At 70.9% G+C, this 21852-nt stretch carries 22 protein-coding genes; 8 read left to right on the forward strand and 14 right to left on the reverse strand.

Annotated features, from left to right (window positions below; genetic code table 11):
• Window positions 1–6: 6 nt before the first annotated feature.
• The 5 genes from VC184_RS12935 to VC184_RS12955 all read left to right on the forward strand — a co-directional run bounded on the left by VC184_RS12935 (window position 7) and on the right by VC184_RS12955 (window position 7505).
• Window positions 7–951: a carbohydrate ABC transporter permease gene (locus VC184_RS12935; protein ID WP_112617506.1), complete on the forward strand. Its 945-nt coding sequence runs from the start codon at window positions 7–9 to the stop codon at window positions 949–951.
• A gap of 1 nt (window position 952) precedes the next feature.
• Entirely contained in the window at window positions 953–1804 is an 852-nt protein-coding gene (locus VC184_RS12940; RefSeq protein WP_112617507.1) for a carbohydrate ABC transporter permease, read from the forward strand.
• A gap of 27 nt (window positions 1805–1831) precedes the next feature.
• Window positions 1832–4861, forward strand: a complete 3030-nt coding sequence (locus tag VC184_RS12945) for an alpha-mannosidase (RefSeq protein ID WP_323986494.1) — start codon at window positions 1832–1834, stop codon at window positions 4859–4861.
• Window positions 4862–4981: 120 nt separating this feature from the next.
• Window positions 4982–6778: a ribonucleoside triphosphate reductase gene (locus tag VC184_RS12950; RefSeq protein ID WP_323986495.1), complete on the forward strand. Its 1797-nt coding sequence runs from the start codon at window positions 4982–4984 to the stop codon at window positions 6776–6778.
• A 10-nt stretch (window positions 6779–6788) separates the two neighbouring features.
• The gene (locus VC184_RS12955) at window positions 6789–7505 is read left to right on the forward strand and encodes an anaerobic ribonucleoside-triphosphate reductase activating protein (protein ID WP_274179004.1); all 717 of its coding nucleotides are present in this window, start codon (window positions 6789–6791) and stop codon (window positions 7503–7505) included.
• A 30-nt stretch (window positions 7506–7535) separates the two neighbouring features.
• On the opposite strand, the gene VC184_RS12960 is transcribed toward VC184_RS12955, so the two are convergent.
• The 3 genes from VC184_RS12960 to VC184_RS12970 are packed head-to-tail and all read right to left on the reverse strand — an operon-like array spanning window position 7536 to window position 9482.
• On the reverse strand, window positions 7536–8132 hold the full coding sequence (locus VC184_RS12960) for a CbiQ family ECF transporter T component (protein ID WP_323986496.1): 597 nt from the start codon (window positions 8130–8132) through the stop codon (window positions 7536–7538).
• 25 nt (window positions 8133–8157) lie between these two features.
• Window positions 8158–8844: an energy-coupling factor ABC transporter ATP-binding protein gene (locus tag VC184_RS12965; RefSeq protein ID WP_274179006.1), complete on the reverse strand. Its 687-nt coding sequence runs from the start codon at window positions 8842–8844 to the stop codon at window positions 8158–8160.
• Window positions 8841–9482 (reverse strand): biotin transporter BioY, encoded by a 642-nt coding sequence (locus tag VC184_RS12970; RefSeq protein ID WP_323986497.1) that lies wholly within the window; start codon window positions 9480–9482, stop codon window positions 8841–8843. Before VC184_RS12970 ends, VC184_RS12965 begins: the two co-directional genes overlap by 4 nt.
• 108 nt (window positions 9483–9590) lie before the next feature.
• Here VC184_RS12970 and VC184_RS12975 point away from each other — a divergent pair, with 108 nt between their 5' ends.
• Complete coding sequence (locus tag VC184_RS12975; RefSeq protein ID WP_323986498.1) at window positions 9591–10181, forward strand: TetR family transcriptional regulator; 591 nt, start codon at window positions 9591–9593, stop codon at window positions 10179–10181.
• On the opposite strand, the gene VC184_RS12980 is transcribed toward VC184_RS12975, so the two are convergent.
• Together VC184_RS12980 and VC184_RS12985 are read right to left on the reverse strand one after the other, a co-directional pair.
• On the reverse strand, window positions 10120–10527 hold the full coding sequence (locus VC184_RS12980) for a ribosomal maturation YjgA family protein (RefSeq protein ID WP_323986499.1): 408 nt from the start codon (window positions 10525–10527) through the stop codon (window positions 10120–10122). The genes VC184_RS12975 and VC184_RS12980 overlap by 62 nt on opposite strands.
• A complete protein-coding gene (locus VC184_RS12985; protein WP_323986501.1) occupies window positions 10524–11414 on the reverse strand; it encodes an NUDIX domain-containing protein in 891 nt (296 codons plus the stop codon). Before VC184_RS12985 ends, VC184_RS12980 begins: the two co-directional genes overlap by 4 nt.
• A 93-nt stretch (window positions 11415–11507) precedes the next feature.
• Between VC184_RS12985 and VC184_RS12990 the strand changes: the two genes are divergently transcribed.
• Together VC184_RS12990 and VC184_RS12995 are read left to right on the forward strand one after the other, a co-directional pair.
• Window positions 11508–11927, forward strand: a complete 420-nt coding sequence (locus tag VC184_RS12990) for a GNAT family N-acetyltransferase (protein WP_112617516.1) — start codon at window positions 11508–11510, stop codon at window positions 11925–11927.
• A 99-nt stretch (window positions 11928–12026) separates the two neighbouring features.
• Window positions 12027–13433: an HNH endonuclease signature motif containing protein gene (locus tag VC184_RS12995; RefSeq protein ID WP_323986503.1), complete on the forward strand. Its 1407-nt coding sequence runs from the start codon at window positions 12027–12029 to the stop codon at window positions 13431–13433.
• 32 nt (window positions 13434–13465) lie between these two features.
• Here the strand turns inward: VC184_RS12995 and der are convergent, their stop codons facing one another.
• From der to VC184_RS13040, 9 genes are all read right to left on the reverse strand, one after another.
• Window positions 13466–14992, reverse strand: coding sequence for a ribosome biogenesis GTPase Der (gene der / locus VC184_RS13000; protein ID WP_269268010.1), 1527 nt, complete (start codon window positions 14990–14992; stop codon window positions 13466–13468).
• Window positions 14992–15690, reverse strand: coding sequence for a (d)CMP kinase (gene cmk, locus VC184_RS13005; protein WP_274179012.1), 699 nt, complete (start codon window positions 15688–15690; stop codon window positions 14992–14994). Before cmk ends, der begins: the two co-directional genes overlap by 1 nt.
• Complete coding sequence (locus VC184_RS13010) at window positions 15683–16810, reverse strand: prephenate dehydrogenase (protein ID WP_323986505.1); 1128 nt, start codon at window positions 16808–16810, stop codon at window positions 15683–15685. Before VC184_RS13010 ends, cmk begins: the two co-directional genes overlap by 8 nt.
• A complete protein-coding gene (locus tag VC184_RS13015; protein ID WP_114588643.1) occupies window positions 16807–17583 on the reverse strand; it encodes a pseudouridine synthase in 777 nt (258 codons plus the stop codon). The genes VC184_RS13010 and VC184_RS13015 overlap by 4 nt, the downstream gene beginning before the upstream one ends.
• On the reverse strand, window positions 17580–18173 hold the full coding sequence (gene scpB, locus VC184_RS13020) for an SMC-Scp complex subunit ScpB (RefSeq protein ID WP_112617521.1): 594 nt from the start codon (window positions 18171–18173) through the stop codon (window positions 17580–17582). The genes VC184_RS13015 and scpB overlap by 4 nt, the downstream gene beginning before the upstream one ends.
• Complete coding sequence (locus tag VC184_RS13025; protein ID WP_323986507.1) at window positions 18163–19011, reverse strand: segregation and condensation protein A; 849 nt, start codon at window positions 19009–19011, stop codon at window positions 18163–18165. Before VC184_RS13025 ends, scpB begins: the two co-directional genes overlap by 11 nt.
• Complete coding sequence (locus VC184_RS13030; protein ID WP_094262410.1) at window positions 18995–19879, reverse strand: ParA family protein; 885 nt, start codon at window positions 19877–19879, stop codon at window positions 18995–18997. Before VC184_RS13030 ends, VC184_RS13025 begins: the two co-directional genes overlap by 17 nt.
• 161 nt (window positions 19880–20040) lie before the next feature.
• Window positions 20041–20664: a vitamin K epoxide reductase family protein gene (locus VC184_RS13035; RefSeq protein WP_323986510.1), complete on the reverse strand. Its 624-nt coding sequence runs from the start codon at window positions 20662–20664 to the stop codon at window positions 20041–20043.
• A 92-nt stretch (window positions 20665–20756) separates the two neighbouring features.
• Window positions 20757–21833, reverse strand: coding sequence for a DUF2207 domain-containing protein (locus VC184_RS13040; RefSeq protein ID WP_323986511.1), 1077 nt, complete (start codon window positions 21831–21833; stop codon window positions 20757–20759).
• Window positions 21834–21852 lie beyond the last annotated feature (19 nt).

The raw sequence follows: 21852 nt of genomic DNA on the forward strand, positions 1-21852 counted from the left end.
CCAGCGATGACCGCCACCGCCACCGTCACCACCGGCGGTCGGCACCGCCCGGGCCGGGAGATCACCTCCCGGTCCGGCCGGTCGGCCGGCCGTGCCGCCGCACGACTTCTCCCGCTCCTGCCCGCGGTGCTCCTGCTGCTGGCGTTCATGCTCGGACCGATCGTCTACGCGCTCTACGGGTCACTGACCGACCGCGCCATGACCGGGCCCCGCGCCGCGAACCCGCAGTTCATCGGACTCGACAACTACACGGCCCTGTTCGCCTCGGGAGAGTTCTGGCTCTCGCTCGGGCTCACCGTGGTGTTCGTGCTGGCGTCCGCCGTGATCGGCCAGAACGTCCTCGGGATGCTGCTCGCGGTCCTCATCCGGAACTCGGTGAAGCCGCTGCGTTCGCTCGTCGGCGGACTCGTGGTGCTGGCGTGGGTGCTGCCCGAGATCGTCGCCGCCTTCGCCCTCTACGCCTTCTTCCAGACCGACGGCACCCTCAACACCTTCCTCGGCTGGTTCGGGCTGGAGGGCACGAGCTGGCTGTACTACTTCCCGATGCTGGCGGTGATCCTGGCGAACATCTGGCGCGGCACGGCCTTCTCGATGATGGTCTACAACGCGGCGCTGTCCGAGGTGCCGCCCGAGCTGATCGAGGCCGCGACGATCGACGGCGCCGGCGCCTGGCAGCGCTTCATCCGCGTCACCCTCCCCGTCATCCGGCGGTCGATCTCGACCAATCTGCTGCTGACGACGTTGCAGACGCTCGGCGTGTTCACGCTCATCTGGGTGATGACCGGGGGCGGTCCGGGAACACAGTCGTCGACGCTCCCCGTGCTGGCGTTCCAGGAGGCGTTCAAGTTCGCCCAGGTCGGATACGGCACCGCGATCGCCGTCGTGACGCTCCTGATCGGCGCCGTCTTCTCCGCCGTCTACATCCGCATCCTCAAGCCGGAGGTCGACTGACATGGCCACCATCGCCACCTCGGTCTCGGCACCGCGGAAGCGGGCTCAGACCGTGCTGTCGTCGATCATCCTCGCGGCGATCGGCGTGCTCTTCCTCGTGCCGCTGCTGTGGATCGTCTTCGCTTCCTTCGACGGCGACGCGAAGGTCACGATGAAGGTCCCCGAGACCTGGACCCTCGAGAACTACACGCAGGTGATGACGTGGGAGCTCACGTTCCAGCCTCTCCTGAACTCGATCCTCGTCTCGCTGGGCACCGCCGTCATCACCGTCGTCGTCGGTGTGCTCGCGGCCTACCCGCTGTCGCGCTACGCGATGCGGTTCCAGAAGACGTTCATGTACGCGATCCTCTTCGGCACCGGGCTGCCGATCACCGCGATGATGGTGCCGGTCTACGCGCTGTTCGTCTCGTTCGGGCTGCTCGACTCGGTGTGGGGCGTCATCGTCTTCATGGCCGCGACATCTCTGCCGATGGCGATCTGGATGCTGAAGAACTTCATGGACTCGGTGCCGATCTCTCTCGAAGAGGCCGCCTGGGTCGACGGGGCCGGGTCGATGCAGGCTCTCGCGCGCATCGTCATCCCGCTCATGCGCTCAGGCATCGGCGTCGTGTTCATCTTCGTCTTCACGACCGCCTGGGGGAACTTCTTCGTCCCCTTCGTGCTGCTCTTCACGTCGTCGAAGTTCCCGGCGGCGGTGTCGATCTTCAACTTCTTCGGTCAGTACGGCTCGATCGCCTACGGACAGCTCGCCGCCTACTCGGTGCTCTACGCCGCACCGATGGTGGTGCTGTACGTCCTCGTTCAGCGATTCTCGGGCGGCTCGTTCGCCCTCGCCGGCTCCGTCAAGGGCTGACCCGCTTCCTCCTCGAAAGGCTCCTCCATGCACGACCGCTCCACTCTCGCGCTGCTGCGCATCGACCGATTCGTCCGGGAACGTCTGGCCCCGGCGATCCACCGCGACTCCCGCCCGCTCGCGGTCAGCTGCTGGGAGGCGCCGGCCGAGCCGGTCGCCTTCGACGAGGCCCGCGACGGCGCCTACCGTCCGATCACGGTCGGTGAACCGTGGGGACGCCCGTGGGGGACGACCTGGTTCCGCGTCACGGGCGAGGCGCCGGACGAGTGGTTCGACGGGGGCGAGCCGATCGCCGGGACGCGACCCGAGCTCGTCGTCGACCTCGGATTCACGACCGGACAGGCGGGCTTCCAATGCGAGGCGATGGTGTGGTCGGTCGACGGCCGGCCGCTGCGCGGCATCGCGCCGTTCAACGACGCGGTGACCGAGGCGGTGTCGCCGGGCGGTGAGATCGACGTCTTCGTGGAGGGCGCCTCCAACCCCGACGTCGGGAGCATCTTCACCTTCGCGCCCACACCGGTCGGCGACCGGGCGACCGCCGGGGACGATCCCGTCTACGTGCTGCGGACGGTCGATGTGCGACTGCGCGACCTCGAGGTCACCGCTCTCCTGGACGACACCTCGGCGCTTCGGGGACTTGCGGCGCAGCTCGACCCGGCGTCGGCCCGCCGTGCCGACCTCCTTCTCGCCTTGGAGCGGATGATCGACGTCGTCGACCCGCACGACGTCGCCGGTACCGCCGCCGCGGGCCGCGCCGTCCTCGCTCCCGTGCTGGCCGCGCCGGCCTCGGCGAGCGCACACACCCTGCATGCCGTCGGGCACGCCCATATCGACTCGGCGTGGCTGTGGCCGGTGCGCGAGACGGTGCGGAAGGTCGCTCGCACGTTCTCGAACGTCCTCTCGCTCATGGACGAAGACCCCGACTTCGTCTTCGCCGCGTCGTCGGCGCAGCAGTACGCATGGGTGAAGGAGTACTACCCCGACCTGTTCGAGCGCATCCGCGCGCGTGTGGCGGAGGGCCGGTTCGTGCCGGTCGGCAGCATGTGGGTCGAATCCGACACGAACCTGCCCGGCGCGGAGGCCCTGGCGCGGCAGTTCATCGCGGGCAAAGGCTTCTTCGAGCGCGAGTTCGGCATCGACACCCCCGAGGTGTGGCTTCCCGATTCGTTCGGTTACAGCGGGGCTCTTCCGCAGATCGCGAAGGCCGCGGGCGCCCGCTGGTTCCTCACGCAGAAGATCTCGTGGAACGAGACGAACCGGATGCCGCACCACACCTTCCGGTGGGAAGGCATCGACGGCACCCGCCTGTTCACCCACTTCCCGCCGGTCGACTCGTACAACTCGATCGTGTCGGCAGCCGAGCTCGCGCACGCCGAACGCAACTACGCCGACAAGGGGCGCGGCACGGTGTCGCTGCTCCCCTATGGATTCGGTGACGGCGGGGGCGGCCCCACGCGCGAGATGACGGCGGCGATCGCGCGGACGACCTCGCTGGAGGGCTCACCCCGTGTCGTTCACTCGACACCGCAGCGGTTCTTCGAGACCGCCGAAGCGGAGTACCCCGAGCCCGAGGTCTGGGTCGGCGAGCTCTATCTCGAGTTCCACCGCGGCACCTACACGAGCCAGCTCGCCACGAAGCAGGGCAACCGCCGCAGCGAGCACCTGCTGCGCGAGGCCGAGCTGTGGGCGACGACCGCGGCTGTGCGCACCGGCGCGCCGTATCCCGCCGAGAGGCTCGCGCGGGCGTGGGAGACGGTGCTGCTGCAGCAGTTCCACGACATCCTGCCGGGATCGTCGATCGCCTGGGTCTATCAGGACGCCGAGCGCAACTACGCCGCGGTCGCCCGCGAGCTCGAGGAGATCATCGGCGACGCGTTGACCGCTCTCGCGGGACCGCCCGAGTCGGGCGAGGCCACATCCGAGCTCAGGGTCAACGCCGCGCCGCACGCGCGCGGCGGGGTTCCGGCGCTCGGAGCCGTACCCGTTGCCCCGGCATCCCGCGTGCGCCCCGAACGCTCGCCCGAGGGCTGGGTGCTCGACAACGGCATCGTGCGCGTGGTGATCGACGATCGCGGCCTGATCGTCTCGGCGGTCGATGTGGCGAGTGGTCGCGAGAGTGTGCCGCCGGGCGCGGCATCCGCTCTTCTGCAACTGCACCGCGACACCCCGACGCAGTGGGATGCCTGGGATGTCGACGTGCACTATCGGAACACCGTCACCGACCTCACCGACATCGACGGCCTCGAGCTCGACGGCGACGAGGTCGTCGTCACCCGGTCCTTCGGCTCGTCGCGCGTGGTCGAGCGCATCGGACTCGATGCCGGGTCGCGCACCCTGTCGCTCGGGTTCGAACTCGACTGGCACGAGACGCAGAAACTGCTCAAGCTCGCGTTCCCCGTCGACGTGCACACCGACAGCGCGACCTCGGAGGTGCAGTTCGGCCACATCGAGCGGAAGACCCACACCAACACGTCGTGGGATGCCGCGCGCTTCGAGACCGTCGCGCAGCGGTGGGTGCGCGTGGGCGAACCCGGCTTCGGCGTCGCGGTCGTGAACGACTCCACCTACGGCCACGACATCACGCGAGCCGAGCGCTCGGTCGGCGGCGGCACGGTCTCGGTCGTCCGACTGTCGCTCATCCGGTCGGCGCTGTTCCCCGATCCCACGCAGGATCAGGGCACGTATGCACTGGGGGTCGGCCTGGTCGTCGGCGCGGACGTCGAGGATGCCGTCGTCGAGGGCTATCGGCTGAATCTGCCCGAACGGGTGGTGAGGGGGACCGCCTCCGCGATCGAGCCGATCGTGACGGTGGCGGATCCGGGGGTCGTCGTCGAGGCGGTCAAGCTCGCCGAGGACGGCTCGGGCGACGTCGTCGTGCGGGTGTACGAGGCGCTCGGCCGCCGGGTCGACACCGTCGTGCACCCCGGTTTCGACGCGCTCGGGGCGGTTCGGACCGATCTGCTCGAGCGCGAGGTCGCGGCATCCACCATCGCCGACGATGGAGTTTCCCTCTCCCTGCGACCGTTCGAGATCGTGACCCTCCGCTTCGCCCGCTGACGGCTGATGCGCGTGGTGCGCCGGGATTTGTTCCGGCGCGCCACGCGGGGCCGACACAGCATGTAGTGGCTGAATCGAGATCCGACCCCCACATCTGGGGCATCTCGCGAAGGGACCTCCATGACCACGCGCACCATCCCCGTCCGAAGCACCGTGGAGGAGTACCTCGAGAGACGCGACTGGCGCGTCAACGCGAACGCGAATCAGGGCTACAGCCTCGGCGGGCTCATCCTCAACGCGTCTGGCAAGCTGATCGCCAACTACTGGCTCGACGAGGTCTACGCGCCCGAGGCCGGAGCCGCGCACCGCGACGGCGACATCCACATCCACGATCTCGACGTGTTCGCCGGCTACTGCGCCGGGTGGTCGCTGCGCCAGCTCCTCGAGCAGGGGTTCAACGGGGTTCCGGGCGCGATCTCGTCGGCCCCGCCGAAGCACTTCTCGAGCGCCCTCGGCCAGATCGTCAACTTCCTCGGCACCCTTCAGAACGAGTGGGCCGGAGCGCAGGCGTTCAGCTCGTTCGACACCTATCTCGCACCCTTCGTGCGGCTCGACGGGCTCGACGAGCGAGCCGTGCGCCAGGGCATCCAGGAGCTCGTCTTCAACCTCAACGTCCCCTCGCGATGGGGCACCCAAACCCCGTTCACCAACCTGACCTTCGACTGGACCTGCCCCGACGACCTCGCCGACCAGCGCCCGCTCGTCGGCGGGCGCCTCGCCGACTTCACGTACGGCGATCTCGCGCCCGAGATGGCGATGATCAACCGCGCGTTCCTGTCGGTGATGACCGAGGGCGACGCCGACGGCCGGGCGTTCACCTTCCCCATCCCGACCTACAACATCACGAAGGACTTCGACTGGGACTCTCCCGAGGCCGACGCGCTGTTCCGGATGACGGCGAAGTACGGCCTGCCCTACTTCCAGAACTTCGTGAACTCCGACCTCGACCCCGGAATGATCCGCTCGATGTGCTGCCGCCTGCAGCTCGACCTCACGGAGCTCCTCAAGCGCGGCAACGGGCTGTTCGGCTCGGCCGAGCAGACCGGGTCGGTCGGGGTCGTCACGATCAACTGCGCGCGGCTCGGATTCGTGCACGCCGGCGACCGCGCGGGCCTGTACGCGCAGCTCGACCGGCTGCTGGAGATCGCGCGCGACAGCCTCGAGGCCAAGCGCACCGTCATCGGACGCAACCTCGACGCGGGCCTGTTCCCCTACAGCCGGCGCTACCTCGGCACCCTGGACAACCACTTCTCGACGATCGGCGTGAACGGGCTGAACGAGGCGGTGCGCAACTTCTCGGGCGACACGGATGACATCACGACCGAGGAGGGGATGCGGTTCGCCGCAGACCTGCTCGATCACGTGCGCGTACGCATGGTGGAGTTCCAGGAGCAGACCGGGCACCTCTACAACCTCGAGGCCACCCCGGCCGAGTCGGCGACCTACCGCTTCGCCCGCGCCGATATCGCGCGCTTCGCGGGCATCCGTCACGCCGGCACGACCGCCAACCCGTACTACACGAACTCGTCGCAGCTGCCGGTCGCGTTCACCGACGACCCATTCCTCGCGATGGAGCTCCAGGAGGGACTGCAGCAGAGGTACACCGGCGGCACCGTCCTGCACCTCTACATGGGCGAGGCCGCACCGACGGCGGCGGCGTGCAAGACCCTCGTCCGCCGTTCGCTCGAGCGGTTCCGCATCCCGTACATCACGATCACCCCCACGTTCTCGATCTGCCCCCAGCACGGGTACCTCTCGGGCGACCACGCGACGTGCCCTCAGTGCCTCGCCGAGTGCGAGGTCTGGACGCGGGTGATGGGCTACTTCCGCCCGGTCTCGTCGTTCAACATCGGCAAGAGAGGCGAGGCCGCCGAGCGTGTGGCGTTCTCGTACGAACGCGCCGCGGCGGTCGTGTGACGTGTCCGCTGTGGCGGGTCGCAGCGCTTCCGGGCTGCGCATCGCGGGACTCTCGCGGTTCTCGACGGTCGATTGGCCGGGGCACCTCGTGGCGACGGTGTTCCTGCAGGGGTGCCCGTGGGACTGCACCTACTGCCACAACCCCGATCTGATCGATCCGCGGACAAGCGGGGTGATGCCGTGGGCGGACGTCGCCGCCTTCCTCGGCGAGCGCCGCGGCCTGCTCGACGGGGTGGTCTTCTCGGGCGGTGAGCCGACGATGCAACGCGCCCTCCCCGACGCGATCGCACGGACCCGCGAACTCGGGTTCGACGTCGGACTGCATACGGGCGGCGCCTACCCGGACCTGCTCGAAGCCGTGCTGCCGGCCCTGTCGTGGATCGGCCTCGATATGAAAGCGGGGGCCGACGACTACGCCGGCGTGACGGGCCGGGGTCCGAGCGGACGCGCCGCACTGCGCTCGCTCGACCTCGTGGTCGCCGCTCAGCGCGAGCGCGCCGCCTCGCCGCATCCGCTCGATGTCGAGGTCCGCACGACCGTGCATCCCGACCTCATCGACGACGCCCGGCTCGGCGATCTCGGCGAGCTGCTGGCCGACCGCGGGGTGCGGCGGTGGGCGATCCAGCGATTCCGTGCGGCGGGCAGCCGGTGCGGCACGCCGGTCGCCGCCCCGCTGCGGCTCGACCGCGTGCCGCGAGAACGGTTCGAGCGCGTCGACGTGAGATGAGGCGCCGCGGTTGCGCGAACTCGGCACGAGTCAGCGCACGCCCCGCGCGGTGAGAGCGTCGCCGAGGTCGTCGGCGTGTTTCAGTGCCAGGACGATGAACGCCAGCGCGGAGGAACGGATGCCGCCTCCCGCGCCCCGCGCGCGGTGCGCGTCTCGCACCTCGCCTGCCAGGCGCGCGAGCGTCGGCACGGAGCCGAGCGCGACGACGAGGAGGAGGGAGATGCGCTCGGGGTCGGCGCCGATCGCCCGGGCGGGACGGAGGGCACGCTCGAAGAGGTCGAGCAGCGCGGCAACCGGCGTCGTCAGCGCCAGCAGGGCGGCGAGCAGGATCGCGGCCAGGATGCGCACGGTTCCGACCACGGCGGACTCGAGCCCCAGGAAGATGAGCTGGCCGGCGAGCGCGATGATCACGAGCCACCGCAGCGCCCGGATCTGTCGGACCAGCTCGCGCCAGCCCGTTCCGGGGACGGCGTAGCAGGCGAGGCACAGGGCGGCCGTACCGGCCGCAGTCGCCGGTGCAGCCGGGAGCAGCGACACCGTCATCACCAGGCCGAGGAGGAGCAGGGTCTTCGGCCCCGCCGGGAGCCGGTGCCACCCCCGCGCATCCGGACGGTAAAGGGTCAGCATCGTGCCGCGCCCGCCTCGGTAGACGTCATCGCCAGGTCCTCGCGTATGAATCGACGACCTCGGCCGCGTTTCCCACGTCGACGATGCGTCCCGCGGTGACGTGCACGCCGACCTCGCACCGCCGCGCGAGATCGAGGTCGTGGGTCACGAGCAGCAGTCGGTGGCCGGTGTCGCCGAGAAGATGACCGGCGATGCGGGCGGCGTTCCGCCCGTCGAGGAACGCGGTCGGCTCGTCCGCGACGACGAGCTCGGGGTCGCGGACGAAGGCTCCGCACAGGGCGAGCAGCTGCTTCTGCCCGCCCGACAGCTCGTGCGCGGGGTGGTCGCGGAGATCGGTCAGGTCGAACCGATCGAGCGCCCGGTCGACCCGTGCAACGCGGTCGGCGCGCGAGCCGCGATCGCCGCGAAGCGAGAAGGCGACGTCCTCGGCGACCGTGGGCATGACGATCTGCGCGTCCGGGTTGCTGAAGACGATCGCGACGCGGCGCCGCAGCTCGGCCGCATCCCGGACCGGGTCGCAGCCGAGCACCCGGACGGCTCCCGAGGTCGGCCGCACGAGTCCGCCGATGAGTCGGGCGAGCGTCGACTTGCCCGAACCGTTGTCGCCGACCACCGCGATCGTGCGCGCGTCGAGGCCGAGGGTGAGGGGTTCCAGCACCTGCACGTCCCCGAGGCGGACGGCCGCGGCCTCGAGACGGATGCCGACCGTCATGCCGGGGCGGCGGTCCGGGTCGGCGCATCATCGCCGGCCCGGGTGCTCGCACGCGGCGCCCACGTGCGCCGGAAGGCGCGAGGGTAGCCGCGCACGAGTGCTCCGACCACGAGCGTCGCGACGACGACCTTGACGATGTCGCCCGGGACGAAAGCGAGGTTCGCCAGCGCCGCCTGCTCGAGCGGCAGGCGCAGGACGAGGCTCTGGACCGGGATGCCGCACGCATACACGACCAGCACCCCGCCGATGAGGAGCCCGGCCGCGGTGCGCCACCACACGGGTCGCCGCTCGCCGGCGTGGACGATCAGCCCCACCACCACGGCGCCGACGAGCCAGCCGACGAGGTAGCCCGCCGTCGGGCCGGCGAAGACCGCGAGCCCGCCGCGGCCGCCCGCGAGGAGCGGAAGCCCCACGGCGACGAGAGCGAGGAAGGTGCCCACCGAGGCCGCGCCGACGACGGGCCCGAGAACGGCGCCGGCGAGCATCACGCCGAGGGTCTGCGCTGTGATCGGCACACCCCCGAACAGCGGGAACGAGCCGGGCAGCCCGAGCACGGCGATGAGGGCCGCGAACACCGCGGCGCGGGCGAGGTCGGTCGCATCGAGCGCGGCGCGCGACGCGGGGATCGACGGGGTCATGGCTCCTCCTGAACACCGTTCACGTGAACGGCGTTCAGGTAGAGTAGCGCCATGATCGCCGACGATTCAAACCGCGGAGGTCGCGCGCCCCGACGCTCGAGGGACGACGTGGTCGACGCCGCCCTCGAGCTGCTCGACCGGGTCGGCCTGCCCGATCTGTCGATGCGGCGCCTCGCCGAGCATCTCGGCGTGCAGCCGAGTGCCTTGTACTGGCACGTCGAGAACAAGCAGCAGCTGCTCGCGGCCGTGAGCGCGCGCATCCTCCGTCCGGTCAGCGCAGATGACGAGGCCGGCACGAGCCTCGACGTCGCCGCCCGAGAGGTCGCCGTGCGCCTGCACGACAGCCTGCTCGCCTACCGCGACGGGGCCGAGGTCGTCTCCAGCTCGCTCGCGCTCGGGCTCGTCGAGCCACCCGTGCACGCGCGGCTCCGGGCCGTCGCACTCGAGCGCGGCGAGTCGGCTTCTCTCGCCGACACGATCGCCGACACCGTCACCCATTTCGTCGTCGGTTTCACCTTCCACCAGCAGCAGCGCCGCAGCGCCGACGCGTGGGGCGCGGCCTCGGGCGACGTCGCCGCCTCGCCCGCGCGCATCGCCGCCGGCGACGATGACGGCTTCACCGCGGCGCTCGACCTGATCATCGCGGGGGTGACGACGGTGCTCGCCGGCGGCGCCACACAGCATCCAGCGCCCCGGTGATGACGATCGTCACGACGTAGACGAGCAGGTCGCGCGCGTCGAACACCGTCCCGAGCACCAGGACCGCCGGCGGGAAGACGGTGGCCGCCCGCGCGGGCAGGTCGCTCAGCTGCAACAGCTCGACCGCGATGCACCAGCCCCCGGCGACCGCCGCGACGACGACGGTTCCGGCACGGGGTGCGACGGCGACGACGAGAGCGTAGATCAACACGGCGTAGAGCGCGTCACCGGCGATGTCGGTCGCGGCGGTGTCGGGCAGGATGCCGTGGACCACGAGCCCTGCCGCGACGACAGCGACGGCCAGCGCGGCCGCGCCCCAGCGCCGGGCTGCGCGGCCGGTGGTCACAGCCGGTCGCGGAGCCACGACGTCGAGACCGCCCGGGCCCCCACCGCCTCGACGCGAGCGCACAGCTCGCGATCCGACGTCACGACGCTGACCCGCTCACCCGCGGCCACGGCGGCGGTGGTCGCGTCGACGATCGCATCGTCACCGGCGGCCGGTGCGCGAGCGAGCTCGACCCCCGCGGGGGCGGTGACGTCGCGCGCCTGCCCCTCGACGACGGCGACCACGCGCGGGAACCAGATGTCCTCGGGGAGCTCCAGGTCCGCGGCATCCATCCCCCGCTCGGCCAACGCCGCCACCTGGGCGAGCAGCCGCTCGGCGGCACCGGCCCGATCGCGCCACCAGCCGTCGGGGACCGAACCGACCACGTTCGCGACGTCGACGATGACGGTCGGGCGTAGCGAGAGCAGGCCGCGCAGCCGGGGCCAGGATGCCGCGAACCCGGGATGCAGCGGGAAGGACTCGACCTCATCGATGGGAACCCACGCGAGCTCGCGGCTCTCGGGATCGCTGATGACCGGGTGGAAGGGCGTCGTGACGTCGGCCACGAGGGTGCCGTAGGTCCACACCCCGACATCCAGCACGGACAGGAACCGCGGCGCAACGGCGTCCGCGGGAACGCCAGCTTCCTCCGCCGACTCGCGCAATGCTCCGTCGCGCGCGGACTCCCCCGCGTGACGCGCGCCGCCGGGAAGACCCCAGGTGTCGCCGAAGTGGCTCCACGACACCCGATGCTGCAGCAGCACGCCCCGCTCCGGATCGATGGCCAGCAGGCCCGCGGCACCGAAGCGCCCCCAGTACCGCTCGCCCGACGGCGCAACGACCCACGCGTCGCCGGGATCGCGCGGGCCGTGCGGCGGGCGCGGGGCGGCGGCGGGATCGTCGGTCATCCTCACAGCCTGACACAGCCGCGGTCCGCGGGCCCGTGATTGGCATCGTGTTACCAGCCGGGTCTCCCCGGTGCTGCAGCGCACAATGGGGACGTGGAGTACGAGATCGATGACTCACCCGCCCGCATCCAGCGCGACGTCGTATGGCGCTGGCTCTCGTCCGAGGCCTACTGGGGCCGCTGGCGCGAGCGCTCCGTGCTCGAGGCGCAGCTCGACGCGGCCTGGCGGGTCGTCGGGGCCTATCGCGCCGACACCGGAGAACAGATCGGCTTCGCCCGCGCGGCATCCGATGGCGCGAGCTTCGCTTATCTCGCCGATGTCTTCGTCGTCGCCGAGCACCAGGGCGCGGGCGTCGCGCACCGCATCCTCCGGCGCATGATCGACGAGGGCCCCGGGCACGACTTCCGCTGGACGCTGTTCACGCGCGACGCGCACAGTCTCTACGCCGAATTCGGCTTCGAGACCCCCGACGAGACCGCGATGGTGCGTCGCGCGTCACCCGCCAAGCGCTGAGGCAGCAGAAACCGGTGGACGCGCTCCGACAGCGATCAACACGGCGCTGCCTGTGGATAGTCGAGGCGCGATGTCGGAGGTCCGTGACATGATTCGAACATGCATTCGCATGATGGGCTCGGCGGCGGGATGGGTAGCGACGGTGACGTCGATGCCCTCGCTCAGCTGGTCGCGGATGCGGAGGGGGCGGCGGACGTCGTTCGGGCTGGCCAGGTGCGTGAGGTTCGGGTGCTCGCTGCGGCGGGGGTGCTCGCGGAGAAGCAGGCTGCTGGGGCATCGGAGAAGGTCAAGGCGCGCGAGATGGCGTTGCGCGGGATCGCCGCGGAGCTGGCTGGGGTGTTCATCGCGACCGACCGGACACTGCAGCGTCGGATCGACGAGGCGCGCGATCTGGTCGACAACTTCCCGCTGACGATGGCCGCGTGGGAGGACGGGCGCATCGTGCGTGGGCACGTGCGGGTGATCCAGGAGATCGGATGCCTCGTGCCCGCGGAGGAACGGGCAGAGTTCGAACGGGTCGCGATCGAACGGTGCGAGGGCGAGACCCCGAACCGGGTGCGCGACGCGTTGCGGATGATCGCCGAGCGGATGCACCCGCGGTCGTTCACCGAGAGGCACGAGGAGGCCGCGGCCGGGCGGTGCGTGCGGGTGCTGGCCGGGGCCGATGGGATGTCGGACCTGATCGCGACCTTGCCGACGGTGATCGCCGACGGGATCGTCGACCGGCTCACCCGACAGGCGCGGGAGATCATCAACGCGCGGCAGCAGGCTGATGCGCCTGGCACGCCTGACACTCGAGCCGACGCGAACGGCGGCTCACCCGATGCCGACACGACGATTCGCGACGGGTCGTCGTTCGTCGACGATGCCCGATCGATCGACCAGGTCCGCGCCGACGTGTTCAGTGACCTCCTCCTCGCGGGGGCGCCGGCCCTCGACCCGACTGGCACCGGTGACGGCGACGGAACGCTCGGGGCGATCCGGGCACACGTGCAGGTTGCCGTGTCGGCGTTGACGCTGATGGGTCAGGACGAGGGGCCGGCCGATCTAGCCGGCCGCTCCCCCATCGATGCCGCGACCGCACGCGAGCTCGCGGGCAACGCGACCTCGTGGGACCGGCTGCTCACCGACCCCGTCACCGGAACCGTGCTCGAGTGCGACAGCTACCGGCCCACCGCCGCCATGGTGCGACTTCTACGGGCGAGGGATCGGCACTGCCGGTTTCCCGGATGCCGGCAACCCGCCATCCGTTGCGAACTCGACCACACGATCGCCGCATCCGAGGGCGGGGGCACGCACGTGTGCAACCTCGCCAACCTCTGCAAGAGACACCACGACGTCAAACACCACACCCGATGGCGAGTCCAACAACTCGCGGGCGGAAGGCTGATCTGGACCTCACCCACCGGGCGGATCTACCGCGAAGACGCACCACCACCGCTCGTCGCCTTCACGGTCGCCACCACGACCACGGATCCACCCGGCCCGGGGGCTCCACCGTTCTGAGCACAAGCGGCCGCGGCGTGCTGCGCCGGGCGTCAGCGCTGGCGCTTCTCGCGCACCCGCATGTTCGTCACGATCGGCGTGCCCTCGAAGCCGAAGATCTCGCGCAGCCGTCGCTGAATGAAGCGACGGTAGCCCGGGTCGAGGAACCCGGTCGTGAACAGCACGAATGTCGGCGGACGCGTCGACGCCTGGGTCCCGAACAGGATGCGGGGCTGCTTGCCGCCGCGCAGCGGGTGCGGGTGCTCCGCGACGAGCTCGGCGAGGAACGCGTTGAACTTGCCCGTCGGGATGCGCTGATCCCACGACTGCAGCGCGGTCTCGAGAGCGGGAACCAGCTTGTCGAGGTGACGACCGGTCCGGGCCGAGAGGTTGACGCGCGGCGCCCACGTGACGTGCGCGAGGTCCTGCTCGATCTCGCGCTCGAGGTAGCGGCGACGGTCGGCGTTGTCCATGTCGGCGTCGTTGAGGCGGTCCCACTTGTTGAACGCGAGCACGAGCGCTCGACCGGACTCGAGCACGAGGTCGATGATATTGAGGTCCTGCACGCTGATCGACTCGGTCACGTCGAGCACGACGACGGCGACCTCGGCCTTCTCGAGGGCCGCTGACGTGCGCAGCGACGCGTAGAAGTCCGCACCCTGCTGCAGGTGCACCCGTCGACGGATGCCGGCCGTGTCGACGAGTCGCCACAGCTTGCCGCCGAGTTCGACGACCTCGTCGACGGGGTCGCGGGTCGTGCCCGCGAGGTCGTTCACGACGACGCGCTCCTCGCCCGCGGCCTTGTTGAGCAGCGACGACTTCCCGACGTTCGGGCGCCCCAGGATCGCGACGCGACGCGGTCCGCCCAGCTCGTTCTTCGCGACGGCCGAGACCTCGGGGAGCACCTTCATGATCTCGTCGAGAAGATCCGCGACTCCACGCCCGTGGATGGCCGAAACGGGGTGCGGCTCGCCCAGGCCGAGGTTCCACAGCGCCGCAGCCTCGGGCTCCTGGCGCGCGTCATCGATCTTGTTCGCGATGAGGAAGACCGGCTTGTCGCTCTTGCGCAGCAGACGGACGACGGCCTCGTCGGTGGCGGTGGCCCCGACCATCGCGTCGACGACGAACAGCACGACATCCGCGAGGTCGATCGCGACCTCGGCCTGCGCGGCCACCGAACGGTCGATGCCGCGGGCGTCGGGCTCCCACCCGCCGGTGTCGACGAGGGTGAAACGGCGGTCCATCCACTCGGCCTTGTAGCTGACGCGGTCACGCGTGACACCCGGGGTGTCCTCGACGACGGCTTCGCGCCGACCCAGGATGCGGTTGACCAGCGCCGACTTCCCGACGTTCGGACGCCCGACGATGGCGACCACCGGCAGCGCCGGGAGCACCTCGACGACCTCGCCACCCGCGGTCAGGCCTGCGAGCAGGTGAGCATCCTCATCATCGAGCTCGTAGTCGGCGAGGGTCGCCCGCAGCGCGGCGGCCCGCTGGTCGGCGAGCTCCTCGTCGAGGTTCGCGAGCTTCTCCTCGAGCTGGTCGGGACCGCCCTGGTACTCGTCTTCGGTCGTAGCCATCAGTTCTCTCCTGTCGCGGTGCGAACGACGTCGATGACGGCGTCCACAGTCCGATCGAAGTCCAATTCGGTCGAGTCGACCACCACGACGCCGGGCGCCGCGGTGAGGAAGTCGACGACCTTCGAGTCCGACGCGTCACGCCGGTGGAGCGCCTCGGCGACAGCCGCGGCATCCTCCCCCGTGAGCTCGGCGCTGCGGCGCGCGGCGCGCACCTCGGGGCTGGCGGTCAGCAGGATGCGCACGGGCGCATCGGGGAAGACCACGGTGGTGATGTCCCGCCCCTCGACGATGACACCGGCCGATCCGGATGCCGCGACGAGCGCCCGGAACAGGACGTTCACGCGCTCGCGCACTTCGGGCACGCGTGCGACGCCGCTGACGGCCGCCGAGACGCGGGGCTCGCGGATCTCATCGGTGACGAAGACGTCGCCGACGCGGACCCAGTGGTCATCGGGGTCGAGCGAGATCGCGTAGTCGAAACCGTCGAGGGCGCGCACCACGGCGTCCGCGTCGGCGGTGTCGTCATCGCGCTCGAGCACGCGCCACGCCAGCGCACGGTAGGCGGCCCCGGTGTCGAGGAAGCCGTAGCCGAGCACGCGGGCCGCCTGCTTCGACACGCTCGACTTGCCGCTGCCGGCGGGACCGTCGATCGCGACGGTCACCGGGAACGATTCAGGCACCGGAGACGACTCAGGCATGGGGAACACTCGCGATCTTCCAGCCGCGCTTCTCGAGCCCGGCGACGGCTTCATGGACGGCGCTGGGGACGACGCTCAGCTCGGCCAGCCCGAACTGCGCGCCCGGGGAGTGCTCGAGGCGGAGGTCCTCGATGTTCACCCCGAGCTCGCCGAGGTCGCCGAACAGGCGCCCGAGCTGACCCGCGGTGTCGTCGACGCGCACGACGATCTGCTCGAACCGGCGGTTCTGGCCGTGCTTACCGGGCAGGCGCTCGACGCCCTCATTGCCACGACGGATGGTGTCGGCGAGCGCGCGGCGGGCACCGGGGGCCGCCGGGTCGCGCAGCGCGTCGGCCACTCCACGCAGGTCGCCCGCCAGCTCATCGAGCACGGCGACGACGGGGGCCGCGTTCGCGCCGAGGATCTGCACCCACAGTTCGGGAGCGGATGCCGCGATACGCGTCGTGTCGCGCACGCCCTGACCGGTCAAGCGCAGGGATCCCTCGGGAGCCGCGACGAAGCGTCCGGCGAGGAGGCTCGCCACCAGCTGCGGGACGTGCGAGGTGAGGGCGACCGCTTCGTCGTGCTCCTGCGGTGTCATCTCGAGCGGCATCGCGCCGAGGTCGAGCGCGAGCCCTTCGACGACCGCGAGATCGGAGGCGCGCGTCTCATCGTCACGGCACACGACCCACGGGCGACCGATGAAGATGTCCGCGCGCGCCGAGATCGCGCCGCCCCGCTCGCGGCCGGCGAGCGGGTGCGAGCCGATGTAGTGGGTGAGGTCGACCCCGCGCTTTCGCAGCTCGAGGTAGGGCTCGAGCTTGACGCTCGCGACATCCGTCACGACGACGCCGGGGTGGGCGCGCAGCTCGCGCTCGATCACATCCGCCGTGACGTCGGGCGGCACCGCGACCACGATGAGGACGGGGCGGTCGTCCGGGGCCGCGAGCCGGCCCGCGCCGTAGTCGACGGCGAGCCGCAGCTGAGCGGGCGAAGCGTCGTCGAGGACGACGTCGACGCCGAGCAGACGCAAGGCGTGACCGATGCTCGAGCCGAGCAGGCCCGCGCCGACGATGCGCACGGTGCCGGCCGTGCGCGCGGCACGGCCGGGGCGCACGGGATCGAGCGAGGAATCGGTCACGGGTTCTCCGGAGAAGTCGGGTGCTCGGGGGCACCGTCGGCGCTGCGCGAGAGCGTCAGCAGCGCACCGCGTTCCACTGTAGTCAACTCCCGGGCGCGTCCCGCCGGGAGGGTTCCCAGGTGAAGCGGCCCGAACTGTCGCCGCACGAGCTCGAGAACCGGATGCCCGACCTCGGCCATCATGCGCCGCACGATGCGATTGCGGCCCGAGTGGAGCGTCAGCTCGACGAGGCTCGTCTCACCCGACGTGTCGAGCAGCCGCGCCTTGTCGGCCGCGATCGGGCCGTCGTCGAGCTCGACGCCTTTCGTCAGCCGTGCGATCGTCTGCGGGGTCACGCGCCCGCGCACCTTCGCGATGTACACCTTCGTCACCCCGAACGAGGGGTGGGCCAGGACGTGGGCGAGCTCGCCGTCGTTCGTGAGCACGAGCAGACCGCTGGTCTCGGCATCCAGGCGGCCGACGTTGTACAGGCGCTCGTCCCAGTCCTTCGTGAACCGGCGCAGGTCGGCGCGGCCCTTCTCGTCCTTCATCGAGCTGACGACACCCGTCGGCTTGTTGAGCATGACGTAGCGCTTCGTCGTGTCGAGCTGCACGGCCGTGCCGTCGACGTCGACCCTGTCGACAGCCGGGTCGATGCGGCTGCCGAGCTCGGTCACGACGACGCCGTTGACCCGGACGCGTCCCTCGACGATCAGCTGCTCGCACACGCGGCGCGACGCCACCCCGGCATTGGCCAGGACCTTCTGCAGGCGTACCCCTTCGGCATCCGTCATCGCGTCGCCTCTCCTTCGAAACCGTCGGCGCCGTCGTCGAGCAGCGGCGAAATGGGCGGCAGCTCGTCGAGCGAGTTGATGCCGAGGTTGACCAGCAGCGCGTCGGTCGTGCCGTACAGGATGGCACCGGTCTCGGGGTCGTGACCGACTTCCGTCACCAACCCGCGCGAGAGCAGGGTGCGCACGACCGAATCGACGTTGACGGCGCGGATCGACGCCACCTGACTGCGCGACACCGGCTGCTTGTACGCGATGACCGCGAGGGTCTCGAGGGCCGCCTGCGAGAGCCGCGACGGCGCCTGCGTGTTGACGAACTCGCTCACGAGGGCGTCGTGCTCGGCTCGCACGTACATCCGCCACCCGCCGCCCACTTCGCGCAGCTCGAAGCCGCGACGCGGCCCGCCCGTCTCGCCGTCGTAATCGGCGACAAGCCCGGCGACCGCCTGCCGCACGGCTGCGACGGGCGCCCCGACGGCGGCGGCGAGGGAGACGAGGCTCTGCGGCTCGTCGACGATCAGCAGAACCGCCTCGAGCCGCCGCGCGACGTCCGCGATCGGGTTGGCCACGGTCGGTGTCGGGTCATCGGTCATAGTCGGCTCCCAGGGTGGCGAGGTTCTCCTCGGACCAGCGCTCCGCGGTCCAGCGCAGCGTCAGCTCGCCGAGCGGCTCGAGCTGCTCGAACGACAGCGCCGCGTGACGGTAGAGCTCGAGCACGGCGAGGAAACGGGCCACGACGACGCCGGGCTGCGCGACCCCGGCGATGAGTTCACGGAAGTTCAGGGTACCCGCGCCGCGCAGCAGCGTCACGACGATGGCCGCCTGCTCGCGGATCGACACGAGCGGAGCGTGCAGGTGGTCGAGCCCCACGACGGGGATCTCCTTCGGAGCGAACGCGAGCATCGCCAGTGCCGCGAAGTCGTCGGGGGTCAGCGTCCACACGAGCTCCGGCGCGGCCGCGCGGTACTTCTCATCGAGGCGAACCGACCGGGTGTGACGACGGTCCTCGGCGACGACCCGCTCGGCGAACCAGCCGGCGACCTGCTTGAACGCGCGGTACTGCAGCAGACGGGCGAACAGCAGGTCGCGCGCTTCGAGCAGCGCCACCGACTCGGCGTCGATGAGCTCGCCCTGCGGCAGGAGCCCGGCGACCTTCATGTCCAGCAGCGTCGCGGCGACGACGAGGAACTCCGAGGCGGCGTCGAGCTCTGCGGGCTCGAGCCCGCGCAGGTAGCCGATGAACTCATCGGTGACCTTGCTGAGCGACACCTCGGTGATGTCGAGCTCGTGCTTGCCGATGAGGTTCAGCAGCAGGTCGAAGGGGCCGTCGAAGTTCGTCAGCGAGACCCGGAAGCCCGGACCGTTCGGATCGCCCGCGTCGGGTTCGGCCGGCCCGGCCGCATCGACGATCCGGTCAGGCGACGGCGCCACGGGCGACGAGCTCCCGCGCGAGACGCAGGTAGGCCTGCGCGGCCTGATGCTCCGGCGCGAAGGTGATGATCGGGACCCCGGCGACCGACGCATCGGGGAACTTCACGGTGCGCCCGATGACCGTCTCGAGCACGTCGTCGCCGAAGGCCTCCACGACGCGTTCGAGCACCTCGCGCGAGTGGAGGGTGCGCGGGTCGTACATCGTGGCGAGGACGCCGTCGAGCTCGATGGAGGGGTTCAGCCGGTCGCGCACCTTGTCGATCGTCTCGATCAGCAGCGCGACGCCGCGCAGCGCGAAGAACTCGCACTCGAGCGGGATAAGCACGCCGTGGCTCGCCGTCAGCGCGTTGACCGTGAGCAGCCCGAGCGAGGGCTGGCAGTCGACGAGGATGACGTCGTACTCGGACGAGACCCCGCGCAGCACGCGCGCCAGGATCGTCTCACGGGCGACCTCGTTGACGAGGTGCACCTCGGCCGCCGAGAGGTCGATGTTCGCGGGGATGACGTCGAGCCCGGGCACAGACGTCTCGACGATGACCTCGTGAGGGTCGCGCTTGGTGTCGAGCAGCAGGTCGTAGATCGTCGGCACGTCGTGCGTCGCGATTCCGAGGCCCGCCGACAGTGCGCCCTGCGGGTCGAAGTCGACGGCGAGCACCTTGCGACCGTACTCGGCGAGCGCGGCGGCGAGGTTGATCGTCGTCGTTGTCTTGCCGACGCCGCCCTTCTGGTTGCAGAGGGCGATGATGCGGGCCGGGCCGTGACCATCGAGCTTCGGCGGGGTCGGGAAACCTCGGTATGGCCGACCGGTGGGTCCGATCGGGGTGTCCTCCGTGGGGGCCTTCCCGGCCTTCCGCGACTTGTCCGTCACCGAGACTCCTGCTTTCCGTAGCGTGCGATCGATTCTCGCACAGGCACCCGGCGTGAGCCGATACGTTCGTCGGACGCGCGGGGCAGAAGTGGCCTGGGCCGACGCCCGAGGCGACACCAGCACCGCCGATCCGACGAACGTATCGCCGCAACGCCTCCGGGTCACAGGCTCCCGAGCACGTCGAGCCGCAGCTGGGCGGCGACGGCGATCAGCAGGTAGTCGACAACCACGACGAGGGGCGTCCACGCCAGCAGCAGCGCGCCGACGCGCTGCGGCGCGCGGCCCCAGACACCCTCGCGCAGCGTCCAGCCGAGAGTCGTCCAGAACAGCGGGATCGTCACGAGCCACACGACCATGCACCACGGGCAGAGCGAGCCGTACTCGAACACGCTGCGGTAGGCGAAGACGTGGACGAGCACGAACGCCGCCGCGACGAACCCGGCGTGCACCCGCCAGTACCAGGGACGCAGCCCGCCCGGCGCCGCGAGCCCGGAGGCTCCCGCGTAGATGGCGCCCGGGAAGAGCACGATCCCGATGATCGAATTGCTGAACCCGAGCAGGTTCCCGCCGGGGCTCAGCAGGTTGGGGCCGCACGTGACGATCGGGCTGATGTCGCACGAGATGAGGGCTTCGGCACCGGTGAGCTGGCCGACGTACTCGTGGTAGAGCAGGAACGACACGATCCAGCCCGCGACGCCCGCCACGATCCAGACGACGGCGAGCGCGGGGCCGGGACGGATGCCGCGCCTGTTCTCCGAAACGGCGGCGGATGCTGCGGTGGGCATGCTGTCATCCTGCGGCGCCGGTACCGCGCCCGCGGCCGCCCCGTGCCGGGAAAAACCGGGTTCGACCGGATGCCGCGAGCCCCGCCCGAGCTTCAGCGCCAGGTGGCGGTGAGGAGACCGGCGACGACCCCGAAGACGAGGGGCAGCAGGCAGCCGATGGCGACGGGGCGACCGACCGCGGGCCGGGTGAACAGGAGCGCTCGCGTCTCGGCCCGTTCCGCGTCGGTGCTGCGCAGCGCGCCGCCCGGCGACGGCTCCGGGTGAGCGGCCGCGGCATCCTCGATACGCGCGGCGATCGCGAGCAGGTCCTCGGTCCAGCGCCAGAACGGGGCGGTCCAGCGCGCCAGCGCGCCACGCGAGAGGAAGTACACGTGTCGGCCGACGGTCTCGACGTCGACGTCGGGCGCGACCGCCGCCAGGCCGGAGCGCACGGACGGCGTGAGCATCCGGCGAACACGGTCGCCGTCGGCGGGCGCGCACCAGACGCCGAAGTGTTCGTCGAACCCGCCACCGATCTCGATCCGCTCCTGCCCGAGGGGCGGACGCCAGGAGGGCGCGCCCGGCGCGTGCACCGCGACCAGGCTCGCCCGCGGCAGCTCGGCGGCGAGGCCTACGCGGAGGTACGTCAGCGAGTGCGGCATCCGATAGCGGCCGATCCAGGTGTCGAACGCGTAGTCCGCCGACCGGAACGGGCGCGGCTCGCTCCCCGTCACGACAGCGGTCGCCATCCGGCGCTTGCCGAGGCCGAAGACGGTCGCACTCTCCTGCGGGTCGTCCTCGCGGTGGCGCAGACCGAGCCGGTTCGCGGTCGCGAACCCTTCCAGACGGTACAACGCGGCGTCGGCCTCCTGCCGGGCGCGACGCATCCCGCCGAAGCGACTCACCGCGAGTGGCAGCACCATCACCGCCGCGATCACGATGTTCGACCACGACAGGCCCGAGCCGCCTGCCATCGATTGGATGAAGAGGACGAAGAGCAACGCGAGCACGCCCACCCCGAGCACCAGCACCGCCGAGACGAACACCGCTCGCACGGCGACCAGCCATGAGGCGCGCCGGCCCGCTTCGCCACGGAGCCCCTCTTCGCCAGGCTCGGGGAGCGGGGTCGTGAGCGCCTCGGTGCCGAACGGGGTGGCGCCGGCGTCGTCCCGGGGTGCGCCGCTGCTCATGCCCCTATCCTGCCGTGCC

It is taken from the genome of Microbacterium plantarum (genome assembly GCF_035231185.1).
GTDB lineage: Bacteria > Actinomycetota > Actinomycetes > Actinomycetales > Microbacteriaceae > Microbacterium > Microbacterium plantarum.

What these genes read in the sequence shown, in the direction of transcription:
- VC184_RS12970 (WP_323986497.1), bottom strand. Translation starts at nt 9,482, where the DNA reads ATGACCCCGTCGATCCCCGCGTCGCGCGCCGCGCTCGATGCGACCGAC.
- VC184_RS12950 (WP_323986495.1), top strand. Translation starts at nt 4,982, where the DNA reads ATGACCACGCGCACCATCCCCGTCCGAAGCACCGTGGAGGAGTACCTC.
- cmk (WP_274179012.1), bottom strand. Translation starts at nt 15,690, where the DNA reads ATGCCTGAGTCGTCTCCGGTGCCTGAATCGTTCCCGGTGACCGTCGCG.
- VC184_RS12965 (WP_274179006.1), bottom strand. Translation starts at nt 8,844, where the DNA reads ATGACGGTCGGCATCCGTCTCGAGGCCGCGGCCGTCCGCCTCGGGGAC.
- VC184_RS12985 (WP_323986501.1), bottom strand. Translation starts at nt 11,414, where the DNA reads ATGACCGACGATCCCGCCGCCGCCCCGCGCCCGCCGCACGGCCCGCGC.
- VC184_RS12960 (WP_323986496.1), bottom strand. Translation starts at nt 8,132, where the DNA reads ATGCTGACCCTTTACCGTCCGGATGCGCGGGGGTGGCACCGGCTCCCG.
- VC184_RS12935 (WP_112617506.1), top strand. Translation starts at nt 7, where the DNA reads ATGACCGCCACCGCCACCGTCACCACCGGCGGTCGGCACCGCCCGGGC.
- VC184_RS12945 (WP_323986494.1), top strand. Translation starts at nt 1,832, where the DNA reads ATGCACGACCGCTCCACTCTCGCGCTGCTGCGCATCGACCGATTCGTC.
- VC184_RS13040 (WP_323986511.1), bottom strand. Translation starts at nt 21,833, where the DNA reads ATGAGCAGCGGCGCACCCCGGGACGACGCCGGCGCCACCCCGTTCGGC.
- der (WP_269268010.1), bottom strand. Translation starts at nt 14,992, where the DNA reads ATGGCTACGACCGAAGACGAGTACCAGGGCGGTCCCGACCAGCTCGAG.
- VC184_RS13035 (WP_323986510.1), bottom strand. Translation starts at nt 20,664, where the DNA reads ATGCCCACCGCAGCATCCGCCGCCGTTTCGGAGAACAGGCGCGGCATC.
- scpB (WP_112617521.1), bottom strand. Translation starts at nt 18,173, where the DNA reads ATGACCGATGACCCGACACCGACCGTGGCCAACCCGATCGCGGACGTC.
- VC184_RS12940 (WP_112617507.1), top strand. Translation starts at nt 953, where the DNA reads ATGGCCACCATCGCCACCTCGGTCTCGGCACCGCGGAAGCGGGCTCAG.
- VC184_RS13015 (WP_114588643.1), bottom strand. Translation starts at nt 17,583, where the DNA reads ATGACGGATGCCGAAGGGGTACGCCTGCAGAAGGTCCTGGCCAATGCC.
- VC184_RS12995 (WP_323986503.1), top strand. Translation starts at nt 12,027, where the DNA reads ATGCATTCGCATGATGGGCTCGGCGGCGGGATGGGTAGCGACGGTGAC.